Source organism: Thalassomonas sp. M1454, from assembly GCF_007097525.1.
Classification (GTDB): domain Bacteria; phylum Pseudomonadota; class Gammaproteobacteria; order Enterobacterales; family Alteromonadaceae; genus Thalassotalea_A.
This window is the reverse complement of the sequence record NZ_VKDD01000002.1, coordinates 1,270,047-1,287,621: the sequence shown is the minus strand read 5'-3', so window position 1 is coordinate 1,287,621 and position 17,575 is coordinate 1,270,047. Positions and strand designations below refer to the sequence as shown.

At 38.4% G+C, this 17,575-nt stretch carries 16 protein-coding genes; 2 read left to right on the top strand and 14 right to left on the bottom strand.

The features are described 5' to 3' along the window. Nucleotides 1–3: 3 nt before the first annotated feature. The 14 genes from lipA to leuS form a co-directional block, all read right to left on the bottom strand. Complete coding sequence (gene lipA, locus FNN08_RS07710; RefSeq protein ID WP_143584189.1) at nt 4–987, bottom strand: lipoyl synthase; 984 nt, start codon at nt 985–987, stop codon at nt 4–6. Continuing rightward, entirely contained in the window at nt 987–1,598 is a 612-nt protein-coding gene (gene lipB / locus FNN08_RS07705) for a lipoyl(octanoyl) transferase LipB (protein WP_143584657.1), read from the bottom strand. Before lipB ends, lipA begins: the two co-directional genes overlap by 1 nt. Nucleotides 1,599–1,724: 126 nt before the next feature. Then, entirely contained in the window at nt 1,725–1,991 is a 267-nt protein-coding gene (gene ybeD, locus FNN08_RS07700; RefSeq protein WP_185962606.1) for a DUF493 family protein YbeD, read from the bottom strand. Nucleotides 1,992–2,014: 23 nt separating this feature from the next. Further along, the gene (locus tag FNN08_RS07695; protein ID WP_143584183.1) at nt 2,015–2,866 is read right to left on the bottom strand and encodes a D-amino acid aminotransferase; all 852 of its coding nucleotides are present in this window, start codon (nt 2,864–2,866) and stop codon (nt 2,015–2,017) included. An 18-nt stretch (nt 2,867–2,884) separates the two neighbouring features. Continuing rightward, the gene (locus tag FNN08_RS07690) at nt 2,885–4,048 is read right to left on the bottom strand and encodes a serine hydrolase (protein ID WP_143584180.1); all 1,164 of its coding nucleotides are present in this window, start codon (nt 4,046–4,048) and stop codon (nt 2,885–2,887) included. Between the two features lie 194 nt (nt 4,049–4,242). After that, nucleotides 4,243–5,091, bottom strand: coding sequence for a septal ring lytic transglycosylase RlpA family protein (locus FNN08_RS07685; protein WP_143584177.1), 849 nt, complete (start codon nt 5,089–5,091; stop codon nt 4,243–4,245). A 108-nt stretch (nt 5,092–5,199) separates the two neighbouring features. Further along, complete coding sequence (gene rodA, locus FNN08_RS07680; RefSeq protein WP_143584175.1) at nt 5,200–6,321, bottom strand: rod shape-determining protein RodA; 1,122 nt, start codon at nt 6,319–6,321, stop codon at nt 5,200–5,202. A 9-nt stretch (nt 6,322–6,330) separates the two neighbouring features. Next, nucleotides 6,331–8,295 (bottom strand): penicillin-binding protein 2, encoded by a 1,965-nt coding sequence (mrdA, locus tag FNN08_RS07675; RefSeq protein ID WP_260679287.1) that lies wholly within the window; start codon nt 8,293–8,295, stop codon nt 6,331–6,333. Nucleotides 8,296–8,429: 134 nt separating this feature from the next. Next, nucleotides 8,430–8,900 (bottom strand): 23S rRNA (pseudouridine(1915)-N(3))-methyltransferase RlmH, encoded by a 471-nt coding sequence (gene rlmH, locus FNN08_RS07670; RefSeq protein ID WP_143584171.1) that lies wholly within the window; start codon nt 8,898–8,900, stop codon nt 8,430–8,432. A 3-nt stretch (nt 8,901–8,903) separates the two neighbouring features. After that, entirely contained in the window at nt 8,904–9,230 is a 327-nt protein-coding gene (rsfS, locus tag FNN08_RS07665; protein WP_143584169.1) for a ribosome silencing factor, read from the bottom strand. A gap of 169 nt (nt 9,231–9,399) precedes the next feature. Further along, a complete protein-coding gene (gene nadD, locus FNN08_RS07660) occupies nt 9,400–10,056 on the bottom strand; it encodes a nicotinate-nucleotide adenylyltransferase (protein ID WP_143584167.1) in 657 nt (218 codons plus the stop codon). Between the two features lie 3 nt (nt 10,057–10,059). Continuing rightward, entirely contained in the window at nt 10,060–11,118 is a 1,059-nt protein-coding gene (holA, locus tag FNN08_RS07655; RefSeq protein ID WP_143584165.1) for a DNA polymerase III subunit delta, read from the bottom strand. Beyond that, nucleotides 11,119–11,631 carry an LPS assembly lipoprotein LptE gene (lptE, locus tag FNN08_RS07650; RefSeq protein ID WP_143584163.1) on the bottom strand — a complete coding sequence of 171 codons (513 nt, stop codon included), beginning with the start codon at nt 11,629–11,631 and terminating at the stop codon, nt 11,119–11,121. Beyond that, complete coding sequence (leuS, locus tag FNN08_RS07645) at nt 11,631–14,210, bottom strand: leucine--tRNA ligase (RefSeq protein WP_143584162.1); 2,580 nt, start codon at nt 14,208–14,210, stop codon at nt 11,631–11,633. Before leuS ends, lptE begins: the two co-directional genes overlap by 1 nt. Nucleotides 14,211–14,506: 296 nt before the next feature. Between leuS and FNN08_RS07640 the strand changes: the two genes are divergently transcribed. Continuing rightward, on the top strand, nt 14,507–14,989 hold the full coding sequence (locus FNN08_RS07640) for a zinc ribbon-containing protein (protein ID WP_143584161.1): 483 nt from the start codon (nt 14,507–14,509) through the stop codon (nt 14,987–14,989). Between the two features lie 158 nt (nt 14,990–15,147). Continuing rightward, entirely contained in the window at nt 15,148–17,541 is a 2,394-nt protein-coding gene (locus FNN08_RS07635) for a Lon protease family protein (RefSeq protein ID WP_143584160.1), read from the top strand. Nucleotides 17,542–17,575 lie beyond the last annotated feature (34 nt).

Genomic DNA, 17,575 nt, shown 5'->3' with positions numbered 1-17,575 from the left:
AGCTTATTTTACTTCTTCACCTGCAGCTTGTTTGTCAGCGTGGTAGCTCGAACGAACTAATGGTCCACATGCCGCATGTTCAAAACCCATAGCATCAGCTTCACGCTTGAACATCTCAAAATCATCTGGGTGAACATAACGCTCTACTGGTAAGTGATGCTTACTTGGTTGTAAGTATTGGCCAATAGTTAGCATGGTTACACCATGAGCACGTAAGTCGCGCATTACTTGTAAAATTTCTTCGTTAGTTTCACCTAAACCAACCATAAGGCCAGATTTAGTTGGTACTGTTGGGTTGGCTTCGCCAAACTTTTTCAGTAAATCTAGTGACCATTGATAGTTAGCACCTGGGCGAGCTTTTTGATATAGGCGCGGCGCAGTTTCTAAGTTATGGTTAAATACGTGTGGCGGAGCAGCATTTAAAATTTCTAATGCACGGTCCATACGACCACGAAAATCTGGTACTAAGATCTCAACTTTAGTTTTTGGTGAGTGTATCGCAATTTCATTAATACAATCTGCAAACTGCTGTGCACCACCATCGCGTAAGTCATCACGATCTACTGATGTGATAACAACGTAAGATAAATCCATATCTTTTAATGTTAACGCAAGCTTTTTAGGCTCTTCTTTTTCTGCAGGTAATGGGCGACCATGACCAACATCACAAAATGGACAACGACGAGTACAAATATCACCTAAGATCATAAAGGTTGCAGTACCGTGATTAAAACACTCTGATAAGTTTGGACAAGAAGCTTCTTCACATACTGAATGTAAGTCGTGCTTACGCAGGGCTGATTTTATCTTATCGATTTTATCTGTAGTACGAGGTAGCTTAATACGTAGCCAATTTGGTTTACGTAACATGGTCTCGCGTTCAGATGTTACCACCTGAATTGGGATGTGAGCCATTTTATCTGCATCACGCATTTTAGTGCCTGGCGCTACTCGTGTTGATTTTTCTGTAACCGTAGTTTTAGTCATTACTGTGTTAAACCTGTTTCATAGCTGATTTGTTCAGCGTCGAATAATTTTGTTAGCTCTGTTACTAAACCTTTGCCAGCTTCGGTAACGTTATCTGGACCACCAATTTCACTGGTTTGGATCATTTCTAAACCAGCATAACCACAAGGGTTAATACGGCGGTATGGCTCCATGTCCATATTGACATTGATCGCTAAGCCATGAAAAGAGCAACCTTTGCGTATGCGTAAACCAAGCGATGCTATTTTTTTATCATTAACATAAACGCCTGGTGCGTCTGGTTTTGCTGCTGCAACAATATCGTATTTAGCCAGCATATTGATTATGCTGTTTTCAATTAATGTTACTAATTCTCTTACGCCCATTTTACGGCGGCGTATATTGATCATTGGGTATAAAACTTGTTGCCCTGGACCGTGATAGGTAACTTGTCCGCCGCGATCAACTTTAACCACTGGAATATCGCCAGGCATTAATAAATGCTCTTCTTTGCCTGCTTGCCCTTGGGTAAACACCGGAGGGTGTTCTACTAACCAAAGTTCGTCGCTAACACTATCATCGCGAGTATCGGTAAAGTCTTGCATTGCATGCCAAACAGTTTCATAGTCCATAACGCCTAATTGGCGAATTACTAATGGTTGAGTCAAAACTTTATCTCTTTAATAAATATGGCGGCATTATAGCCATTCGGCTAAAAAAATCTACTTTAATGGCGCAACTAAGCTGTCGTTAACTGTCTATAAAACGTAACGAACTTCTTCGATAGCTGACAACTCTTTGTAAAGCTTCTCAATATGCTCTTGGCTCGTTACTCTAATAGGAATAGAAACAGAGTGGTAATTACCTTTACTGCTTGGTTTTATGCTTGGTACATAATCACCAGGAGTATCTTTTTGTAGTACCGCAATGATTAAATCAGGTAATTCATCAACAGCAATTCCCATGATCTTAAAGTTTAATACGCATGGAAATTCAAGTAATTCATTGAATTTGGTTTTCATAATATTCTCTTTACTAACTTATTCGATTAATCTTGAATAAGTGATTTCTTAAATGTTTGAAACTCGCTATGGAGTGCTTTAGCAACTGGGCCTATTTCCCCATTGCCGATTATTTTATCATCAATTTGGGTTACAGGTGAAATTTCTCTTGTCGAGCTTGAAATCCACACTTCATCCGCATTTAATAATTGCTCTTTGCTAATATTTTCTTGATGTAACCTTAAACCTGCATTTTCTGCCAGTTCAATTATAACATCGCGGGTTATGCCACCAAGGATCAAATTACTTTGTTTAGGTGTATATACTTCGCGATGTTTAACAATAAATATATTCGAAGTAGAGCCTTCCGTTATCACGCCATTACGGTGTAAAAGAGCTTCGCCATGACCTAGTTGCTCAGCTTGATTACGTAGCATGACATTACTTAATAAGGCCACTGACTTAATATCACAATGGTGCCAGCGAGTATCTTCTAATAAAGTTGCCGTTGTCGTTTGAATTGCCTGCTCATTAATCGTTAATGGACTTGCCATAACAAGCACTGTCGGTGATAAAGATTCCCCGCCAATGTGGTTTCTATCTAAGCCAACACCGCGAGTAATGTGCATATATATTGAAAGATGACCACCGCCGTTACGTTCAATTAAGGTGCGGATAATATTTTTCCACTCAATATTTGAATGTGGGTTAGGGATGCTCAATTGATCTAAGCAGTATTGTAAGCGAGATAAGTGTTGCTCTAACCGAAAAGGAGCCGAGCTATAAACAGGAATGACTTCATATATGCCATCAGAAAACAAAAAACCTCGATCTAAGATCGAGATTTTTGCTTGGTTCTTGGCAATAAGTTCGCCATTTAGATAGACAGTATCAGTCATAAATTGGCTAGTTAAAGTTTACTGAAATTGTAGTTTTACATAGTCAACTAAGCGGCTAAACATGCTACCTTCGTTTACTTCTTGTAATGTAACAAGCGGGTACTCGGCAACATCTTCACCATTAAGTTGTAAAAATACAGTACCAACAACTTCACCTTTAGCGATAGGCGCGGTTAGTTGTGTGTTTAACTCGAAGTTAGCTTCCAGGTTTTTACGCTGGCCACGAGGAATGGTAATTGCTGTATCAGTTAAAATACCTAAATCTACTTCTTTAATATCACCCATCCATACACGGTTTGTTGCAAAGCTTTCACCGGCTTTATATGGTGTAATTGTTTCAAAGAAACGGAAACCGTAGTTTAATAATTTTTTACTTTCAATTTTACGAGCTTGCTCGCTTTTTGTACCCATAACAACCGTAACTAAACGCATATCACCTTTAGTTGCACTCGTTACTAAGTTATAACCAGCTTTTGAATGATGACCTGTTTTTAAACCGTCAACGTTCATGCTTTTATCCCACAACAGGCTATTGCGGTTATATTGTTTAATGTTGTTGTAAGTAAATGATTTTTGTTTATAGATAGCGTACTCATCTGGTACATCTCTAATTAATGCACTTGCTAAAGTAGCCATATCACGTGGCGTAGTGTAATGGTCTGTACCACTTAAACCATGGGCATTTTCAAAGTGCGAAGCCGTCATACCTAATTGCTCTGCGTGCGCATTCATTAAATCGGCAAAAGCGCCTTCACTACCAGCAATATGTTCAGCCATTGCCACACATGCATCATTACCTGAAGTAACAATTATGCCTTGGTTAAGTAATTCAACAGAAACTTCGGTACCTACTTCAATAAACATTTTTGATGAATCAGGAAAGTTCTTAGCCCAAGCATTTTCACTGATTAATACTTGATCTGAATTACTAATATTACCAGCAGCAATTTCTTGGCCAATAATGTAGCTTGTCATCATTTTAGTTAAGCTTGCAGGCTCTAATTGAATGTCTGCATTACCTTCAGCAATTACTTTGCCTGTTGCATGATCAATCAGAATGTAACCTTCAGCGTTAATTTGTGGTGGAGCTGGAATGATAGTGTTTGCTGCTACCATAGTGGAGCATGTAGCTAATAATAAGCCACTGAAAATATTGATAAGTTTACTTGCTGAATTGGACATTATGTACCTGTAATGTTTTTAATGTTTCTTGTTTATTAAATCAAAACGATAAATAGATCATTTTGCTATATCAAACTTCATCGCAACCTTGTTAAAAACGCCTAGTTATTGTCTCAGTAAACTAGTGTAGTCGTAAGATTTTAATGAAATCAAAAGTTATCGATTAGTATATCACTTATTCTATTGAAATTAACTTATTTAAGTGAATTAAGAGGATAGGCTTCTGGGTATCCTTGTTTTTGAATATTAGCCAGTAATAATTTAGCTTCCTCTGCACTATCTATTGGTCCTATTTGCACTCTAAAAAGTTCATTTTTTTCTGATAAATTTACCGGTACCGACATTAAAAATTTAAGTCCTTTAGCAGTATTGTCTGCAAGTAACTTATCTCTGGTGACTAATACATGAATAAACCTGTTAGCCGAACTTACTTTAGTTGTAGAGTTCGGAGTCGGGCTAGTTTTGTTATTTAACGCGATGTTTGAATCTTGTGTTTTTACCTTTTTATATTGAGCAATATTTTCTGCGGTGATCGCTTCTATTCTCACTTTTGCAGTGCCTTGCTTTAAGTAATCTAGTTTGTAGGCTGCGCTGTATGATAAATCAATTAAACGGTCTTCATGGAAAGGGCCACGATCATTAACCCTAACGATCACTGATTTATTATTGGCAAGGTTGGTTACTTTGGCATACGTAGGGATTGGTAAAGATTTATGAGCAGCACTAAAAGCATACATATCATAAGTTTCACCGTTTGAGGTTAGATGGCCATGGAACTTATTGCCATACCAAGAGGCAGTGCCTTCTTCTACATAACCACTTGCCGTTGGTAATACTTGGTATGGTTGGCCGAATACTTGGTAGTTTTTATTACCGCCGCGACTTGGCGTTTCAATTTTTGGCTCTGGCTCTTCTAACTCATGTGCTTGTGGCAGACGAGTAGGGATGCTGTCATGCTTTTGTGAGTAACGTGATGGAGTGGTATTACAAGCAAATAATTGCAGTGTAATAACCAATAAGGAAAGGTATTTAAAAAAATGCACGTGTTGCTCTAATTACAATAGATGATAGTTAACTAGAGTGTATGGTTATTTAAAAGCAGACTCAATAAGTCTGCTTAATAAAATGCAAAAATATTTAAAAGTTTATTGCTAGGATATTAACCTTCGGTGGGTACTGATCCCCATTAATACACCAAAACTTGCCATCAAGGTTACCATTGAGGTTCCGCCATAACTTACTAAAGGTAGTGGTACGCCAACTACTGGCAGTATCCCCGATACCATGCCAATATTCACAAACACATAAACAAAGAAGGTTAGAGTTAAACTACCTGCTAAAAGTTTAGTAAAAGCATCTTGTGCACAGTGGGCAATCCATAGTCCGCGCATAACAATTAATAAGTAAATAAACAGCAGACCAAGCACGCCGAATAAACCAAACTCTTCACTAAATACCGCAAAAATAAAATCTGTATGGGGCTCAGGCAAAAACTCTAATTGAGATTGAGTGCCTTGTAGCCAACCTTTTCCGGTTAGACCACCAGAGCCAATGGCTATTTTAGATTGTATTATGTGATAGCCGGTACCGAGAGGATCTTCTTCAGGATTTAAAAAGGTAAGTACACGTTGTTTTTGATAATCTCGCATCAAAAATGTCCATAAAATTGGTACAAATGCTGAAGCTAGGCCAAGACAGATACCAATTAATTTCCAACTAGCTCCGGCTAAAAACAGTACAAATAAACCAGAGCTGGCAATGAGCAAAGAAGTACCTAAATCAGGTTGTTTTGATATTAATAGCGTTGGTAGCATAACCAAAATAAAGGCAGCAATAATGTGTTTTGTTTTAGCCGGTATTTCGTATTGGCTAATGAACCAAGCTATGGTCATAGGTACCACTAGCTTCATTATTTCTGAAGGTTGAAATTTTATAAATCCTAAATCAAGCCAGCGCTGAGCACCTTTTCCAACATGGCCAAAAAGCAATACGGCGATGAGCATGAGTAAGCCGAGAATAAACACCACTACAGCCCAACGCTGATAAACAATCGGCGGGATCTGGGCTACAACAAACATTACTCCTAAGCCTATTCCTAAGCGAATTAATTGACGCGTAACTAGATCGCTATCTTGTCCACCAGCGCTATAAATCACAAATAGGCCTAAAAACATTAAGGTAAGTAATACCGTTAATAATGGCCAATCGATATGAATTCGCTCTAGTAATGTTTTCTTTTTCGCCTCATCTTTGCCGGCGTAGCGGATATTCATAAAATACTCTTAATCTGTTGATGTATCATTATTTCTTGAATTAAGTTTCTTTGTCGCAAAGTATTGATCCATTATCTGCCTTGCTACAGGACCCGCATTTGAACCACCACCACCAACAGCTACATTTTCAATGGCAACGGCAATGACTATTTCAGGCGCATTAAAAGGAGCAAAAGCAATAAACATAGCATTATCACGATTACTTTCAGATATTTTAGTCGCGTCATAGTCGGTATCTTGCGCACGTCCAACTACTTCACCAGTACCTGATTTACCAGCAGCATCGTAGGTTGTACCTCTAAATGCCCCATAGCCAGTACCCGATGGTTTACTTACGGTTTTATGCATAGTCTCAAGAATAATATCCCAATTTCGGTCATTGTTAAGCTTAATTGGAGGCTTTTCATTAACTTCAAATGGTACAATGTTTTTTTCTATCGAGAGGAAAGCTGTATCTTCAGTTGCCTCTGTACCGATATTATCTGAACTCTCTATTTCGGAAAAAATAGGCTCGTGTGTTGCAGCCAAAAAATGCGGCTCAAAGATCTGACCTTTATTGACCAAAATAGAAGTCGATTGTGCTAGTTGTAATGGCGTTACTGTCCAGAAACCTTGGCCGATACCAATATTTACGGTATCGCCATGGTACCAAGGTTGGTTATAGCGAGCGCGCTTCCAACCTCTACTTGGCAGTATGGCTGAGCTTTCTTCATAAATATCTATGCCGGTGGTTTCACCAAAACCAAATTTAGCCATAGTTTCAGATATTTTATCTATGCCTAGTCGATACGATAAGTCATAGAAGTAGGTGTTACATGAGCGCATAACAGCTTCTTCAAGTGTAACCCAGCCATGACCCCACTTTAAATGATCGCGATATTTACGCTTACCATCTTTAAGTTTGAAAAAGCCTGGATCCCATAACTTACTCGACGTTGTTACCGTATGATTATCTAAGCCAGCAAGTCCTAGCAAAGGTTTTATCGTTGACGCTGGAGGGTAGGTACCTTTAGTAACTCGGTTAATTAACGGACGATTACGATTTTGCAGCGCTTTATAATCTTTAGACGATATGCCATGCACAAATAAGTTACCGTCGTAACTTGGGTTAGAATAAAATGCGAGTACACCACCGTCTCTAGGATCTATAGCAACAACAGCGCCACGTTTACCTGCTAAGGCACGTTTGGCTATCATTTGTAATTCTATATCAAGCGTTAAACTAATATCTGTACCTGGAATAGGAGGGGTATAACTTAAAGTTCTAAGGATCCTGCCTTGATTGTTAACCTCTACTTCTTGATGTCCTATGGTGCCATGCAAGGTATCTTCATAGAACTTTTCAAGGCCAAGCTTGCCGATATCTTTGGTTGCTTTATAGTCATCGGCCTTGCCTTCTTGGTCGAGTTTGATTAAATCTTTACGATTTATTCGACCTACATAGCCTAAAGAATGCGTTGTTAAATCGCCAAATGGATAGTAGCGCTTTAATCGGGCATCAATTAATACCCCAGGGAAAAGGTGTTGGTTTACCGATATTTTGGCAACTTCTTCGTCATTTAAACGAGAAATTAATTCGATTGGTTTAAATCTACGAGTACGTTTCGAGTTTTTAATAAAATCGGCTTTTTGTTCATCCGAAATTTCAATGATTGCACTTAACTTAGCTAAAGTTTCATTAATATCTTTTACTTGCTCAGGAATGATAGATAAAGAATAAAAGGGTTTGTTTTTGGCGAGCAATACGCCATTTCGGTCATAAATTAAGCCTCTGTTTGGGGCTACCGGTAAGACTTTTATTCGGTTTTCATTCGAGCGGGTTTGGTATTTTTCATAAGAGTTAACTTCTAGATCATAAACATTGTTGATTAAAATCAACAGCATAACTAGCACACCTATAAAAGTAATAAATGCTCTGCGAGCAAATAAATTTGCTTCTGCGCTATGATTTTTTATGGAAACTCGTTTTACCACGCGTACTTATTCTCGATGGTTAATGACATAGATTTTGTTGTTAATGATATATCAAACCCTAAATTATCTGTTGAAGCAAATAATTTAGCTTCCACGTTTGGGAAGATTATAGAGAATGGGGTTACCATGTGTATTTATTCTCGATGATATGGATGATTGTTATTGATGCTCCAAGCTCGATATAAACTTTCGGCAATCATAATTCGAACCATAGGGTGAGGTAAGGTAAGGTTAGAAAGCGACCATTTTTGCTCAGAAGCTTTAATGCAAGCAGGGGCTAAGCCTTCAGGCCCACCAACTAAAAGGGCAACATCACGGCCATCCATTTGCCAACGCTCTAATTGCACAGCGAGCTCAGGGGTTGTCCAAGGCTTGCCTTCGACTTCAAGGGTCACGATTCTGCTGCCTTTGGGAATTGCAGCTAAGGTTTGCTCACCTTCTTTTTCTAAAATGCGAGCTATATCTGCGTTCTTTCCGCGTTTACCTGGGGTAATTTCGATTAAATCAAAACTTAAATCACGAGGGAAACGTCGTGAATACTCACTAAAGCCTTGCGCAATCCAGCTCGGCATTTTGTTTCCAACAGCAATTAAGGTTATACGCATGATTTATTGATCTTTGGCCCAAAGGTCTTCTAATTTGTAGGTATCACGAATATCATCAGTCATAACATGAACAATAATATCGCCAAGGTCAACTAGCGACCACTCGCCAATATCATTGCCTTCAATACCAATAATACTCAAACCTTTTGCTTTCGCTTCGGTGTTTAAGTTTTCAGTAATAGAGCGTACGTGTCTTGATGAGTTACCCGAACATACGATCATACAATCAGTAAAGCTGGCTTTTTCCATAACATCGATAACTACGATGTCACGAGCTTTCATATTTTCAAGTTCGGCTATTGCGAATTCAATTAATTGTTCAGTTTGCAAAGTAAAGTCCTTGGAGCATTAAATGTTTTAAGCAGTTTGCTATTTTCGCTATTCTACAGGGAAGTCGTACCAATTTACAGAGAAGTATAACGAGATAATAAATATCGTACATTTTTATCACTACTTTTACATTGTATTTGCATTTGGTGTGGCTAAAAAGACGCTTAATTTATGGTTTATAAAGGTTGTTTTGCTTGATGTAATCAATCACTTGTGGGCAAATAACATGGCTAAGTGGTGTATCTAATTGTGCCTTGCTTTGTAAGATTGAGCGTAATTGAGTTGACGATATATCAATTTGCTTGGTTTGAGCTAATAATATTTTGCTACAATCAAATGCCAAGAACTCTTGTTGGTTAGTGGTTACTTTGCCCTTAAACCATGGTTTATCAATTAGGTTAACTGTATAGCCCGGACGTGTGGTTACGACAAAATTGCAAAGAGCCATGATTTCGTCAATCAGATACCAGCTCGGTAGATCTAAGAATGAGTCCGTACCAATAAAAAAATAAATAACTGCCTCTGGATTTTCCTGCTTTATTTCTTTAAGTGTGTCTATGGTATAGGACGGCTTATTGCGTTTTAGCTCTCTATCGTCAACGGTAAATAGTGGATATTTTGAGCATACCAATTCAACCATCGCTTTTCTGTGTTTTGATGATACATGAGCTGCAGCTTTATGTGGCGGAATGTTCGCAGGTATTAAAAATACTTTATCTAAATTAATTTGTGCGGCTAAATCGATAACCGGCACTATATGGCCTAAGTGGATAGGGTCGAACGTACCACCAAAAAGTCCAATAGTTTGCAAGGGGGTTTTAGCCATAGATTAAGCGTATGACTCATAGTTAAGTGGCATGGTTTTGGTGATGTCACCATGATAAGCACTGATACAAACATCGGATAAAAGTAAGTAGTGGTCAAAATCACTGCTGGTTTTACTGACTAAATCTGCTTGTGCAAGGCGCTGTTTAGCAAGCTTGAGATTAGCTAAGCTCATGCCATTAAGCGCTTTATTGTATAAAGGTTTGCGTTTATCCCAAACTCTATATTCTTGAAATAATATGTCGCTACTTTCGCCATTAGCTAAACGAGACTTCATTGTTTCTAGCTGAGTTAACTCTTTGTGCAACACCCAAACAAGTTGAGCGGCATCTACCCCTTCATTTTTAAGCTGAGTAAGCATGTTCATACATTTATGAAGGTCACCAGCGAGTAGGGCGTCAATTAATTGAAATGGCGTAAACTTGGCTTGTTTGATTAATAATGATTCTAGATCTTGGGCTCGAATAAACTGTTGATTAAATAAAATAGCCAGCTTTTGTAATTCTTGATGCAGAGCCGGTAAGTTACCGGTAAAGAAATCGCCAAGCATAGCTTGTGCTTGACTATCTAGCTTTAAATTAAGTTGTTGGCATTGCTGATTCAACCAAATGCTTAATCCTTTGCCTTCCATGTCATAGAGTGGAATGTAACAACCAACCTTGTCTAGCTCTTTAAACCACTTTTTACGAGATGCCGCCCCCTCTAATTTGGGACCATGCAAAATAAGCAATACATCACTTTGAGCTTGTTGTTGGATCTGTTCGCTAACCTCGAGTAGAACTTTTGTTGCTTTGTCGTCTACTTTATTATTAACCAAGTCAATTTCAATAATGCGAAGAGAAGAAAACAAACTTAACGATTGATACTCTTGTAACACTAAATTCCAATCGAATTTATTATCAGCGGTAAAGCGAATTAACTCATCAAAACCTTGTTGTTTAGCACTTTGTTTAATGGCATCTAGGCCATTATTTTTTTGCCATGGTTCATCACCAAAAATTAACCAAACCGGAAGTAAAGGCTTAGCTAATTGATTACTGAGGTTACTATGGTAAATTCGCATCTATAGTTGGATACTGGCTAAATTGCGTAGGATTTTATTGGCGGCTTCGCTGCGCATTTCACTGCGCAATAAAGTGAGTTCTCGTGATTTAGCAAGAGCTCTGTCGGGATTATCTTGATAGTTTCGGTACAGTTCAAATTGAAAACGTTGTGTCTCTGCTTGTGCGAATTTTACTTCATAACGTACCGTATAAGTAAGCTCGTACTCAGCAACTTGACCGTTTTCAAATAGAGACAGTGTACGTCTGTCTAAACTGTCATTTAAAATACGTAACTCAGGAGCGTTGACGCTACTTTTGGTTAATATTTCAACTTCATTAATACTTAAATGCTGCTTTACCATACGAGTAAGTTCGCCGTGTTTATCAACCGAACTAACATAAAGAGTATTAAACTCTTCTGGTAGTAAATAATCACCGCGTAACTTAAAGCCACACCCGCTAAGCAGTGATACTGCTAGCAGGCTGGTAACTGTATACTTTAAAAATCTTGTAAAAACAGCATTTTTTATCATTAATTAGCCACTATATTAAGTAGTTTTCCAGGTACGTAAATTACTTTACGCACTGTTTTTCCTTCTGTGAATTTAACTACATTCTCTTCTGCAAATGCAAGTTTTTCAACATCTTCTTGTGATGCTTGGGCTGCAACTGTTACTTTTGAACGTAGTTTCCCGTTCACTTGTACGATTACTAACTTTTCATCTTCAACCAATGCTGCTTTATCAACAGTTGGCCAAGAAGCTTCTTCAACGACACTGCCGTCACCAACAATATTCCAAAGTTCATGACCTAAATGTGGCGTGATTGGCGTAAGCATTAACACAATTGCTTGCACAGCTTCTTTCATCACAGCTTTATCTGCTTCTGATTCAAGTTTAGCTTTAGCAAGGTTATTCATTAATTCCATAATTGCTGCAATGGCTGTATTGAACGTATTACGACGGCCAATATCATCACTTACTTTCGCAATTGTTTTATGTAATTCACGGCGAAGGTTTTTATGTGCTGCTTCTAATGTTACATCACTAATGTTTGCAGCTGCACCTGCTTGGGTAAAGTCATAAGCTAACTTCCAAACACGTTTTAAGAAACGATGCGCACCTTCTACACCTGAGTCAGACCACTCTAAAGTTTGCTCTGGTGGTGAAGTAAACATAATAAATAAACGCACAGTATCAGCGCCGAACTGGTTAATAACCTCTTGTGGGTCAATACCATTGTTTTTTGATTTTGACATTTTAGTCATGCCACCAGATATTACTGGCTGGCCATCAATTTTAGATACGGCTTTAGTTACCGCACCTTTTTCATCTCTTTCTACTTCGACATCTGATGGTGAGATCCATGTTTGCGCACCATTGCTTTCTTCGCGGTAGAATGTCTCGGCTAATACCATGCCCTGACATAATAAACTCTTGTATGGTTCATCACATTTTACTAAACCTACATCACGTAAAAGTTTATGGAAAAATCGAGAGTATAATAAATGTAAAATAGCATGCTCAATACCACCAACGTATTGGTCAACCGGTAACCAATAATTTGCTTTTTCAGGATCAAGCATCATGTCGTCACTGTTTGGATTACAGTAACGAGCGTAATACCACGACGATTCCATGAATGTATCGAAAGTATCGGTTTCGCGGAATGCTTCTTCACAGTTATAGGTAGTTTTTGCCCACTCTGGATCGGCTTTAATTGGTGAGGTAACACCATCCATAACCACATCTTCAGGTAAAACAACAGGTAGCTGATCTTCAGGAACCGGTACTGACTCACCATTAGCAAGACGTAACATTGGGATAGGTGTACCCCAGTAACGTTGACGTGAAACACCCCAGTCGCGTAAACGATAGTTAACTTTTACGCTACCTTTACCTTCGCTGCTTAAGTGTTCACTTATTGCTTTAAATGCTTCATCAAAAGACAAGCCGTCAAATTGACCAGAGTTGATTAAAGTATTTTTTTCAGTAATAGCGGCAACGTTAATATCATCACCTTCGCTTGCTGTTATAACTTGTTTAATTTCTAAACCATATTTTAAAGCAAACTCGTAATCACGTTGATCATGACCTGGAACTGACATAACCGCGCCTGAACCGTAATCCATTAACACAAAGTTTGCAGCCCAAACTGGTACTTGTTCGCCTGTGATCGGGTGAATTGCTTTAAGACCTGTATCAACACCAAGTTTTTCCATTGTCGCCATATCGGCTTCAGTGGCTTTGTTGTTTTTACAAGACTCGATAAACTGTGCAAGCTCTGCGTTATTTTCAGCAGCAGCTAAAGCTAGTGGATGCTGCGCGGCAAGAGCAACATAAGTTACACCCATTAAAGTATCTGGACGCGTGGTATAAATATCAAAGCTGTCAGATGAGTCGGCAACATTGAAGGTCATTTCAACGCCTTCTGAGCGACCAATCCAGTTACGCTGCATGGTTTTAACTTGCTCAGGCCAGCCTTCAAGTTGGTCTAAATCATTTAATAGCTCTTCAGCATAATCAGTAATTTTAATAAACCATTGTGGAATTTCTTTGCGCTCAACAACAGCGCCAGAACGCCAACCACGACCATCAATAACTTGCTCGTTAGCTAATACGGTTTGATCAACTGGATCCCAGTTAACCGTTGCATTCTTTTTATACACTAAACCTTTTTCAAAAAGTTTGGTGAAGAACCATTGCTCCCAACGATAATAATCAGGTTTACAAGTCGCTAATTCACGATTCCAATCGTAAGCAAAACCTAACGATTGTAATTGATTGCGCATGTAATCAATGTTTTGGTAAGTCCATTTTGCTGGCGCAGACTTATTGTTAATTGCCGCATTTTCTGCAGGTAAACCAAACGCATCCCAACCCATAGGTTGCATTACATTTTTACCTTGCAGGCGTTGATAACGACTGATCACATCACCTAAGGTGTAGTTACGTACATGGCCCATATGTAGTCGGCCACTTGGGTAAGGGAACATTGACAGGCAATAGAACTTTTCTTTACCTGGAATTTCTGTTGCTTCAAAAGTTTTGTTTTCAGTCCAGCCTTGTTGAATTTTTTGTTCAATAGACTGTGGATTATAAATGGATTCCATTAACGATTTTCTCAAACGTTGGTAGTACATTGGCCGAACTTATTGTATCGAACGCAGGTACTAGACTTGAATTTAAAATATTGCCTATAGAATAACTTATTAGGGTCGTAAACAACAACCAAAATACTGTAGTTAATGCGTAATAGTTGCGCATATTTTGCGTTTAAATCGATAAAGTTTAAAAAATAGCAATAAATAGGTAATAAAGTCATGGTTTTAATTAGCCAATTAAGCAAGAAAAATACAATACAAAGGCTATACTTTTACTAAGGTTTTATTATTTAAGGTGATGATTAATGGCTAAAGCAAATCCGGAATATCAAAGCGTTTTTGATCAGATTTATGATTGGCTAAAACAAGCTAAAAAAGACGAAGTTGCGCAAATTATGAACTGGGTCGAAAAGGCAAATGAATATATTAAGGCTGCTGAGGCTATATCGGTGAATGAATTTCAATTATCGGTTGATGATTTTAAACGTGATTTATTTGGCTTTCATCATAATAGCCAACCTAAACAGGAACAGTCGCTGTACTTGCAGTCAGTTAAAGAGGGAATGTGGCAGCACCTTGCTGATATGACTGATCAATCTCAAGTGGAGTGGAGCGAATTATTAGATGATTTTGAGCATGATGGCATATATAAAACCGGCGATGCGATTGGCTTTGGACAATTAGAGTGTCAACAATGCGGCCAGTCTGTAGATATTTTACACGCGAGTACGGTTACTTCTTGTATCACTTGTGCAGGCAATGAATTCAAACGTAAGCCCTTAAAGTAAAAAGCGAGTTATGTTGCTGCTTAATTGCGCAATTCGTGTTTATCAAGCTTATTAATTTTTTCATATCTTTAATAGCGATTGCTTTTTAGCTTTTTGTTGGTAATGTATTAATTATAAAACCACCTTATCTTTCATTCTCGCAAGGATAGACTCAATCGATGACCACAAACATTGAAGCCTTAAAACTACCAGTTAATGAACTGTGTGCTGAATTACCTGAATCCTTATTTTCCGATAGCCAAGTAGATAGCAATACTAAACAAAAATTTATTGGTCATGAACGAGCCAAAGAAGCATTAGAATTTGGTTTGTCTATGACTTCAAATGGCTTTAATGTCTTTGCTAAAGGTGAGCCAGGAACTGGTCGCCAAACTTTAATAAGCCAAATGCTTGCTGAATATGCAAGTCAAGAGCCTACGGCGGAAGAATGGTGTTACATCAATAATTTTGATGATATTCAAAACCCGCAAAAACTCTACTTAAACGCTGGTGAAGGCAAACTATTGCAAGGTAAGATAAGTACCTTAATTGATGACTTAATGGATTTATTTCCTGAGATTTTTGACAACCCAGGTTATCAGCGCAAAAAAGCCTCAATCGATCGTAGCTTCAATAAAAAGTACGATGAAGCAATAGAGCAGGTAGAAGCACATGCCTACAGTAAAAATGTGGTTTTATTTGAAGAAAAGGGCGAAGTCGGTTTTTCACCACTCGTCGATGGTAAACCTTTAAAAGATGAAGAGTTTGCCAAACTTTCCGAGCAAACTCGTACTGAGTTTTATGACTTATTAGCCGAACTTGAAGAGTTATTGAGTGAATCTTTACTCGAACTGCCAGTATGGAAACGTGAATCGAGTGTCGCTCTGCGCAAGCTTAAATATGATACTGCTGAGCAGAGTATTCGCCCGTTAATTAAAGAGCTAGAAAGAGAGTTTGCGAGTAATTTAGGGGTATTAAAATACTTACATCAAGTAAAAGGTTCTATCACTGAAACCGTACTTGATATTTTAGTCGAAGAGAATAGCGATACCAGTCGTGACGATAAAGCATGTCGTAAAATGATGATTGAACGCTTTATGCCTAACTTTTTAGTATCACGTAATCCTGGCGACGGCGCACCTGTTGTATATGAGCAAAACCCTACCTTTCAAAACTTATTTGGCAGTATTGATTATTCAACGATCCAAGGCGCTGTTTATACCAACCATAGATTAATTAGAGCAGGCGCTTTTCATAAAGCCAATGGCGGCTACTTATTATTAGATGCGGATAAATTACTTACTCAGCCAATAATATGGTCACGATTAAAACTTGCTTTAAAAACTCAAGAAATTCAAATTGAACACCCTTATGCCGATGTTGGAACCGGCAGTATCAGCTTACAGCCAGAAAAGATCCCATTAAAGGTTAAAGTAATTCTTTTAGGTGATTCAGATATTTACTATACACTGCAAGAGTATGACCAAGAGTTTACCGAGCTATTTCGAGTACTTGCAGACTTTGACAGACACGTAGTAAATAATGAAGAAAATTTAAAAGCTTATGCCACGCTGATCAGACAACATGCACAAAAACATAACTACCCAGATGTAAGTGATAAAGCGGTAAGTTTGTTGGTTCGTTACTCATTAAGAAAAGCTGAACACCAACAAAAATTATCAGCCAATATTGTGCAAATAAATGATTTACTTGATGAAGCATGTTTTATTTGGCGCAAAGGGGAGCAAGACGGAGACATACTCGCGTCGCATGTAGAAGCTGCCCTTGCTGCAAAAGCCCGAAGAACCGGGCGTTTGAGTGAAACTTGGTTACAAGAGATAAAAGAAGAGCAAGTACTTATCTCTACTCAAGGTGAAGAAGTTGGCCGGGTTAACGGTTTAACTGTACTTGAGATTGGTGATAGCGTATTTGGTACCCCTGCTCGGATCTCCTCAACCGTTTATGCTGGCGCGCAAGGCGTTACCGATATTGAAAGAGAGGCTGAATTAGGTCGCTCTATTCACTCAAAGGGTGTATTGCTATTAATTGGTTATTTAGGTCATAAATATGGTCAGGGTTTCCCTTTATCGATATCCGCTAATATTGCTATAGAACAGTCTTATGGTCATATTGATGGAGATAGCGCCTCGATGGCCGAACTTTGCGTGCTTATCTCTTCAATTACCAAACTACCTATTAAGCAATCGCTAGCCATAACTGGTTCTATTAACCAGCACGGAGAAGTTCAGTCTATTGGTGGCGTGAATGAGAAAATAGAGGGCTTTTATCGTTTATGTCGTGATAAAGGCTTAACTGGTCAACAAGGTGTAATTATTCCTAAGACTAACAAAATGAATTTGATGCTTGATCCTGATGTTATTGAAGCCGTCGCTAAAGGCCAATTTAGTATTTATGCGGTGGAAAATATCGACCAAGCATTAGAGTTGTTATTTGGCCAAGAGGCTGGAGTGATGAAACGTGACGGTAGCTACCCAAGGCGCTCAATACATGGTCTAGCAATGGATAAACTTTCGTATTTATCCGAAATGATCAATGGCTCAGAAGCTGATTAATACAGACAAATAAAGAAAATCGCGTCTAGTTAAA

What these genes read in the sequence shown, in the direction of transcription:
- lipB (WP_143584657.1), bottom strand. Translation starts at nt 1,598, where the DNA reads ATGGACTATGAAACTGTTTGGCATGCAATGCAAGACTTTACCGATACT.
- rodA (WP_143584175.1), bottom strand. Translation starts at nt 6,321, where the DNA reads ATGAATATCCGCTACGCCGGCAAAGATGAGGCGAAAAAGAAAACATTA.
- lipA (WP_143584189.1), bottom strand. Translation starts at nt 987, where the DNA reads ATGACTAAAACTACGGTTACAGAAAAATCAACACGAGTAGCGCCAGGC.
- holA (WP_143584165.1), bottom strand. Translation starts at nt 11,118, where the DNA reads ATGCGAATTTACCATAGTAACCTCAGTAATCAATTAGCTAAGCCTTTA.
- FNN08_RS07635 (WP_143584160.1), top strand. Translation starts at nt 15,148, where the DNA reads ATGACCACAAACATTGAAGCCTTAAAACTACCAGTTAATGAACTGTGT.
- nadD (WP_143584167.1), bottom strand. Translation starts at nt 10,056, where the DNA reads ATGGCTAAAACCCCCTTGCAAACTATTGGACTTTTTGGTGGTACGTTC.
- lptE (WP_143584163.1), bottom strand. Translation starts at nt 11,631, where the DNA reads ATGATAAAAAATGCTGTTTTTACAAGATTTTTAAAGTATACAGTTACC.
- rlmH (WP_143584171.1), bottom strand. Translation starts at nt 8,900, where the DNA reads ATGCGTATAACCTTAATTGCTGTTGGAAACAAAATGCCGAGCTGGATT.
- leuS (WP_143584162.1), bottom strand. Translation starts at nt 14,210, where the DNA reads ATGGAATCCATTTATAATCCACAGTCTATTGAACAAAAAATTCAACAA.
- FNN08_RS07640 (WP_143584161.1), top strand. Translation starts at nt 14,507, where the DNA reads ATGGCTAAAGCAAATCCGGAATATCAAAGCGTTTTTGATCAGATTTAT.
- FNN08_RS07690 (WP_143584180.1), bottom strand. Translation starts at nt 4,048, where the DNA reads ATGTCCAATTCAGCAAGTAAACTTATCAATATTTTCAGTGGCTTATTA.
- FNN08_RS07695 (WP_143584183.1), bottom strand. Translation starts at nt 2,866, where the DNA reads ATGACTGATACTGTCTATCTAAATGGCGAACTTATTGCCAAGAACCAA.